General features: G+C 71.3%; 4 protein-coding genes. 1 reads left to right on the top strand and 3 read right to left on the bottom strand.

Annotation, left to right across the window (positions count from 1 at the left end):
* Positions 1–146: 146 nt before the first annotated feature.
* Positions 147–1,502, bottom strand: a complete 1,356-nt coding sequence (locus ACFCZ1_RS33395; protein ID WP_376682025.1) for a class II 3-deoxy-7-phosphoheptulonate synthase — start codon at positions 1,500–1,502, stop codon at positions 147–149.
* A gap of 327 nt (positions 1,503–1,829) precedes the next feature.
* Here ACFCZ1_RS33395 and ACFCZ1_RS33390 point away from each other — a divergent pair, with 327 nt between their 5' ends.
* Positions 1,830–3,704, top strand: coding sequence for an anthranilate synthase family protein (locus ACFCZ1_RS33390; RefSeq protein WP_376682024.1), 1,875 nt, complete (start codon positions 1,830–1,832; stop codon positions 3,702–3,704).
* A 45-nt stretch (positions 3,705–3,749) separates the two neighbouring features.
* Here ACFCZ1_RS33390 and ACFCZ1_RS33385 read toward each other — a convergent pair whose 3' ends face one another.
* Entirely contained in the window at positions 3,750–4,748 is a 999-nt protein-coding gene (locus tag ACFCZ1_RS33385; RefSeq protein WP_376682023.1) for a 2-hydroxyacid dehydrogenase, read from the bottom strand.
* Between the two features lie 73 nt (positions 4,749–4,821).
* On the bottom strand, positions 4,822–5,850 hold the full coding sequence (locus ACFCZ1_RS33380; RefSeq protein ID WP_376682064.1) for a 6-phosphofructokinase: 1,029 nt from the start codon (positions 5,848–5,850) through the stop codon (positions 4,822–4,824).
* Positions 5,851–6,044: the final 194 nt, after the last annotated feature.

Below are 6,044 nucleotides of genomic sequence, written 5' to 3'. Positions count from 1 at the left end.
CCCTGTTGGGGTTTGGGTTCCGCCGCGCCCCGGGTGGGTGTGTGTAAAACAAACCCCAAAAAAATGTTGGGCACCCAAAACCCCCCGTTACCCGCCGGGGGGGCGCGTAACACAGCCACCCCCCCCCCACTGTCGTACGTTCCTACTTACTGATCCCGGTACATCTCGGCGACCAGGAAGGCCAGGTCCAGGGACTGGCTGCGGTTGAGGCGCGGGTCGCAGGCCGTCTCGTAGCGCTGGTGCAGGTCGTCGACGAAGATCTCGTCGCCGCCGCCCACGCACTCGGTGACGTCGTCACCGGTGAGCTCGACGTGGATGCCGCCCGGGTGGGTGCCGAGCTCCTTGTGGACCTCGAAGAAGCCCTTGACCTCGTCGAGCACGTCGTCGAAGCGGCGCGTCTTGTGGCCGGAGGCCGCCTCGAAGGTGTTGCCGTGCATCGGGTCGGTGACCCAGGCGACGGTCGCGCCGGAGGCGGTGACCTTCTCGACCAGCTCGGGGAGCTTGGCGCGGACCTTGTCGGCGCCCATGCGGACGACGAACGTCAGCCGGCCCGGCTCGCGCTCGGGGTCCAGGCGGTCGATGTACGTCAGCGCCTCGTCCACCGTGGTGGTGGGGCCGAGCTTGATGCCGATCGGGTTGGCGATCTGCGAGCAGAACTCGATGTGCGCGTGGTCCAGCTGGCGGGTGCGCTCGCCGATCCAGACCATGTGGCCCGAGGTGTCGTACAGCTTGCCGGTCCGCGAGTCGGTGCGGGTCAGCGCGCCCTCGTAGTCAAGCAGCAGCGCCTCGTGGGAGGCGTAGAACTCGACGGCCTTGAACTCGGCCGGGTCGGTGCCACAGGCCTTCATGAAGTTCAGCGCGTTGTCGATCTCCCGCGCGAGCTGCTCGTAGCGCTGCCCGGACGGGGAGGACTTCACGAAGTCCTGGTTCCACGCGTGCACCTGGCGCAGGTCCGCGTAACCACCGGTGGTGAAGGCGCGCACCAGGTTCAGCGTGGAGGCCGACGCGTGGTACATGCGCTTCAGCCGCTCGGGGTCCGGGATCCGGTCCTCTTCGGTGAAGGCGAAGCCGTTGACGGAGTCGCCGCGGTAGGTCGGCAGGGTGACGCCGTCGCGGGTCTCGGTGTCCTTGGAGCGCGGCTTGGAGTACTGGCCCGCGATGCGGCCGACCTTGACGACGGGCACGGAGGCCGCGTACGTCAGGACGGCGCTCATCTGGAGCAGCGTCTTCAGCTTGGCGCGGATGTGGTCGGCGGACACGGCGTCGAAGGCCTCGGCGCAGTCGCCGCCCTGCAGCAGGAACGCCTCGCCCGTGGCGACGGCTCCCAGGCGGGCGCGCAGCTGGTCGCACTCGCCCGCGAAGACGAGCGGAGGATACGACTCGAGGTCCGCGACGACAGCGCGCAGAGCCTCGGCATCGGGGTACGAAGGCTGCTGCGCCGCGGGAAGGTCTCGCCAGGTCGCCTTGGTGGCGGGGGCTTGGATTTCAGCGTTCACGGTCACCTCGTACACATTACGGCGTCCCGCGCCACGTCCGGCCAGGCGCCCACAACGTGAGACAGATATCTCTCGTACCGAGCGCCAACGGCCGGAATCGTCAATTCCGGACATGCCCGGTCGGCGGATCCTTCGCCTCCGCCGGGCGGCTGGGTTAGGGTCGCCCCCATGTACGCGCACTCGAACCAGAACTGGTGGTGGCCCGCTCCCGGCGGCCCACTCCTCGCGCGTACCTGACGACACGACCGACGCGAAGGCCGCCCCGAGGGGCGGCCTTCCGCGTTCGCGCGCGGACCAGGGGCCGCTCCTCCCACCGGAAGGACGCCCCTGCGAATGAATCTCAGCCGCCTGCTCGAAGACTCCTGCCCGCCGTTCGCCCTGCTGCGCCGGCGGACCCCCGGCCGCGACCACGACACCGTCGAGGTGCTGATCGGCGCGGTCCACGAGGCCGAGCACCTCGCCGACCTGCCCGTCGGGGAGCTGCCCACCCTGGCGCTCGTCCCCTTCCGGCAGATCCGGGAGCGCGGGTTCGACGTGCGCGACGACGGCACGCCGCTGAGCGTGCTCGTCGCCGAGGAGACGTACGAGGTCCCGCTCTCCGAGGCGCTGGCCGCGCTGCCCGCGCACGGGGTGCGGGTCGAGGGCGGCGGCTTCGACGTCCCCGACACCGAGTACGCGGCCACCGTGGAGCGCGTCGTCCGGGACGAGATCGGGCGCGGGGAGGGCGCGAACTTCGTCATCCGGCGCACCTACGAGGGCCGCATCGACGGCTTCGGCCGGGCCGACGCCCTCGCGCTGTTCCGGCGGCTGCTGCTGGGCGAGCGGGGCGCGTACTGGACGTACGTCGTCCACACCGGGCAGCGCACGCTGGTGGGGGCCAGCCCCGAGGTGCACGTGCGGATGGCGGGAGGGACGGTCGTGATGAACCCGATCAGCGGGACGTACCGCTACCCGGCCGGCGGGCCCACGGCGGACTCGCTCCTGGCTTTCCTCGGCGACCGCAAGGAGACCGAGGAGCTGTCGATGGTGGTCGACGAGGAGCTCAAGATGATGTGCACCGTCGGCGACATGGGCGGTGTCGTGGTCGGGCCCCGGCTCAAGGAGATGTCCCACCTCGCGCACACCGAGTACGAGCTGCGGGGGCGTTCCTCGCTGGACGTGCGGGAGGTCCTGCGGGAGACCATGTTCGCCGCGACGGTCACCGGTTCACCGGTGCAGAACGCCTGCCGCGTGATCGAGCGGTACGAGAGCGGGGGGCGCGGCTACTACGCGGGCGCGCTGGCCCTGCTGGGCCGGGACGGCTCCGGGGCGCAGACGCTGGACTCCCCCATCCTGATCCGCACCGCCGACATCGCGGCGGACGGTGTGCTGCGGGTGCCGGTCGGGGCCACTCTCGTGCGGCATTCCGACCCGGCGGGCGAGGTGGCGGAGACCCACGCGAAGGCGGCGGGGGTACTGGCGGCGCTCGGGGTCCGGGCGGCGGCGCCTCGGCCCGCCTTCGAGGGGGCGCGGCTCGCGGACGACCCCCGGGTGCAGGCGGCGCTCGCGGCCCGGCGGGCGGACCTGGCCCCCTTCTGGCTCCGGATGCAGGAGCAGCCCTCCTCCCTGACGGGCCACGCGCTGGTGGTGGACGGCGAGGACACCTTCACGGCGATGCTGGCGCACGTGCTGCGGGTGGCCGGACTGGAGGTGACCGTACGCCGCTACGACGATCCGGGACTGCCGGCGGCGGCCCTGGCGTGGGACGGCCCGGTCGTGCTGGGCCCCGGACCGGGCAACCCGGCGGAGTCCTCGGATCCCAGGATGCGGATGCTGCGCACTCTGGCCGCCGGTCTTCTGGCCGGGCACCGGGGCGGCCTGCTCGGGGTCTGCCTGGGGCACGAGCTGCTGGCCGCCGAGCTGGGGCTCGCGCTGGTCCGCAAGGCGGAGCCTGCGCAGGGGGCGCAGACGCCGATCGACCTGTTCGGGGTGCGGGAGGTGGTCGGTTTCTACAACACCTACACCGCGCACTGCTCCGACGAGCGGGCGGCCGAGCTCGGCGCGCGGGGCGTCGAGGTCTCCCGCGACCCGTCGACGGGCGAGGTCCACGCCGTCCGGTCCGTGTCGGGCGGCTTCGCGGGGGTCCAGTTCCACCCGGAGTCGGTCCTCACGCTCCGCGGCGCGGACCTGCTGCGCGACCTCCTGACGGGCGTCATGGCCCCGGTCTGATCGCTGCGCGGGGACCTCTCCCCGCCCCGCCGGGGCGGGGAGAGGTCATGGAGCGTCCGGCACCAGCGTGTTCTCCGAGCGGCGGCCCGCCAGGTAGTCGGCCACGTTGGCGACGGTGGTGTCGATGATCTGGCCCACCGCGTCGGACGTGTAGTACGCCTGGTGCGAGGTGACCACGACGTGCGGGAACGTCACGAGCCTGGCGAGCGTGTCGTCCTTGACGGTCTCCAGGGACTTGTCCTGGAAGAACACCCCGGCCTCCGCCTCGTACACGTCCAGCCCGACCCCCGTGAAACGGCCGGCCCGGAGCTCCGCGACGAGCGCGTCCGTGTCGATCAGCCCGCCGCGGCTGGTGTTCACCAGGATCGCGTCGTCCCGCATCAGCCGCAGCGCCGCCGCGTCGAGGATGTGGTGGGTGGACTCCAGGAGCGGTACGTGCAGGCTGATCAGGTCCGAGGACGCGAGCAGCTCGTCCCTGTCCACGTACTTCATGCCGAGCTCCACGCACGCCGGGTTCTGCGCCACGTCCCAGCCCAGCAGGTTCATCCCGAAGCCGTGCGCGATACGGGTGAACGCCTCGCCGATCCTGCCGGTGCCGAGCACGCCCGCCGTGCGGCCGCGCATGTCCCGGCCCATCAGCCCGTTGAGCCGGAAGTCGAAGTCCCGGGTCCGGTTCGACGCCCGGACGATCCGCCGGTTCACGGCCATCGCCAGGGCCCAGGCGAACTCGGCCACCGAGTAGGGCGAGTAGGTGCAGACCCGGCTCACCGTCATGCCCAGCAGCCGGGCCTCGTCCAGGTCGATGTTGTTGAAGCCCGTGGAACGCTGGGCGATCATCCTCGTCCCGCCCGCGGCCAGGGTCCGCAGCACCCGGCCGCTCAGGTCCGCGTTCACACCGGTGGAGACGATCTCGTACCCGGCCGCGATGGGCGCGGTGTCCTCGCTCAGGAAGACGTCGAGGCAGCGGACCTCGTGCCGGCCGGCGAAGGCGCGTTCCAGGAGCGGCTTCTCGTCGGCGGTCACACCGAATGCCAGGATCTCCACGCCAGCTCCACTACGTCGACGGACCACGGGCCGTTCTTCACCCTACGGCCCGTCCCCCCGGGTCGCCCGCCGCTCAGCCGAAGAAGACCCCGACCTCCGCGTACAGCGCCGGATCCACCGTCTTCAGCTTGGCCGTGGCCTCGGCGATCGGCACGCGGACGATGTCCGTCCCCTTGAGCGCGACCATCTTGCCGAAGTCCCCGTCGCGCACCGCGTCGATCGCGTGCAGCCCGAACCGGGTCGCGAGCCACCGGTCGAAGGCGCTGGGCGTACCGCCCCGCTGGATGTGCCCCAGTACCGTCGTGCGGGCTTCCTTCCCGGTCCGCGCCTCGATCTCCTTCGCCAGCCACTCGCCCACGCCCGACAGCCGGACGTGGCCGAAGGGGTCCTTGGTGCCGTCCTTGAGCACCATGTGCCCGTCCTTGGGCATCGCCCCCTCCGCGACCACCACGATCGGCGCGTAGCTCGCCTTGAAGCGGGAGGTCACCCAGGCGCAGACCTGGTCCACGTCGAAGCGCTGCTCCGGGACGAGGATGACGTTGGCGCCGCCCGCGAGCCCCGAGTGCAGCGCGATCCAGCCGGCGTGCCGCCCCATGACCTCGACGACCAGGACCCGCATGTGCGACTCGGCCGTGGTGTGCAGCCGGTCGATGGCCTCGGTCGCGATGCCGACGGCGGTGTCGAAGCCGAAGGTGTAGTCCGTCGCGGACAGGTCGTTGTCGATGGTCTTCGGCACGCCGACGCAGGGGATGCCGTAGTCCTCGTACAGCTCGGCCGCGACCCCGAGGGTGTCCTCGCCGCCGATCGCGATGAGCGCGTCCACCTCGTACTTGGCGAGGTTGTCCTTGATGTCGCGCACGCCGTTCCCCGTCTTGAACGGGTTGGTGCGCGAGGAGCCGAGGATGGTGCCGCCCCGGGGCAGGATCCCGCGGACGGCGGGGATGTCCAGGGGAACGGTGGCGCCCGAGGCCGCGCCCCGCCAGCCGTCCTTGAATCCGATGAACCCGTATCCGTACTCCTGCTCGCCCTTGCGGACGACGGCCCGGATCACCGCGTTGAGCCCGGGGCAGTCGCCGCCGCCGGTCAGCACTCCGACCTTCATTGAATCTCCCTTCGCCATGACGGTCACGCTAATGGTGACGCAGGTCACAACGAGGGCTCTGGAGGGGGCGCTTCAGGTGGAATCGCGGGGCGTTGCGTACGCCCGTTCACTCGTACGAGGACGTAAGTACCCCGGGTGCCTCAGACCTCGTACACGGCGCCCGCGTACGCCAGGTCGATCGGGCCGTCGTAGAC

The organism is Streptomyces sp. NPDC056224, assembly GCF_042267665.1.
Taxonomy (GTDB): Bacteria; Actinomycetota; Actinomycetes; order Streptomycetales; family Streptomycetaceae; genus Streptomyces.
Note: the sequence above shows the minus strand (reverse complement) of the source record. Positions and strands in the feature narration are given on the sequence as shown.

Bases quoted from the DNA above. Each gene is read 5' to 3' on its own strand.
- ACFCZ1_RS33390 (WP_376682024.1), top strand. From the start codon at position 1,830: ATGAATCTCAGCCGCCTGCTCGAAGACTCCTGCCCGCCGTTCGCCCTG.
- ACFCZ1_RS33380 (WP_376682064.1), bottom strand. From the start codon at position 5,850: ATGAAGGTCGGAGTGCTGACCGGCGGCGGCGACTGCCCCGGGCTCAAC.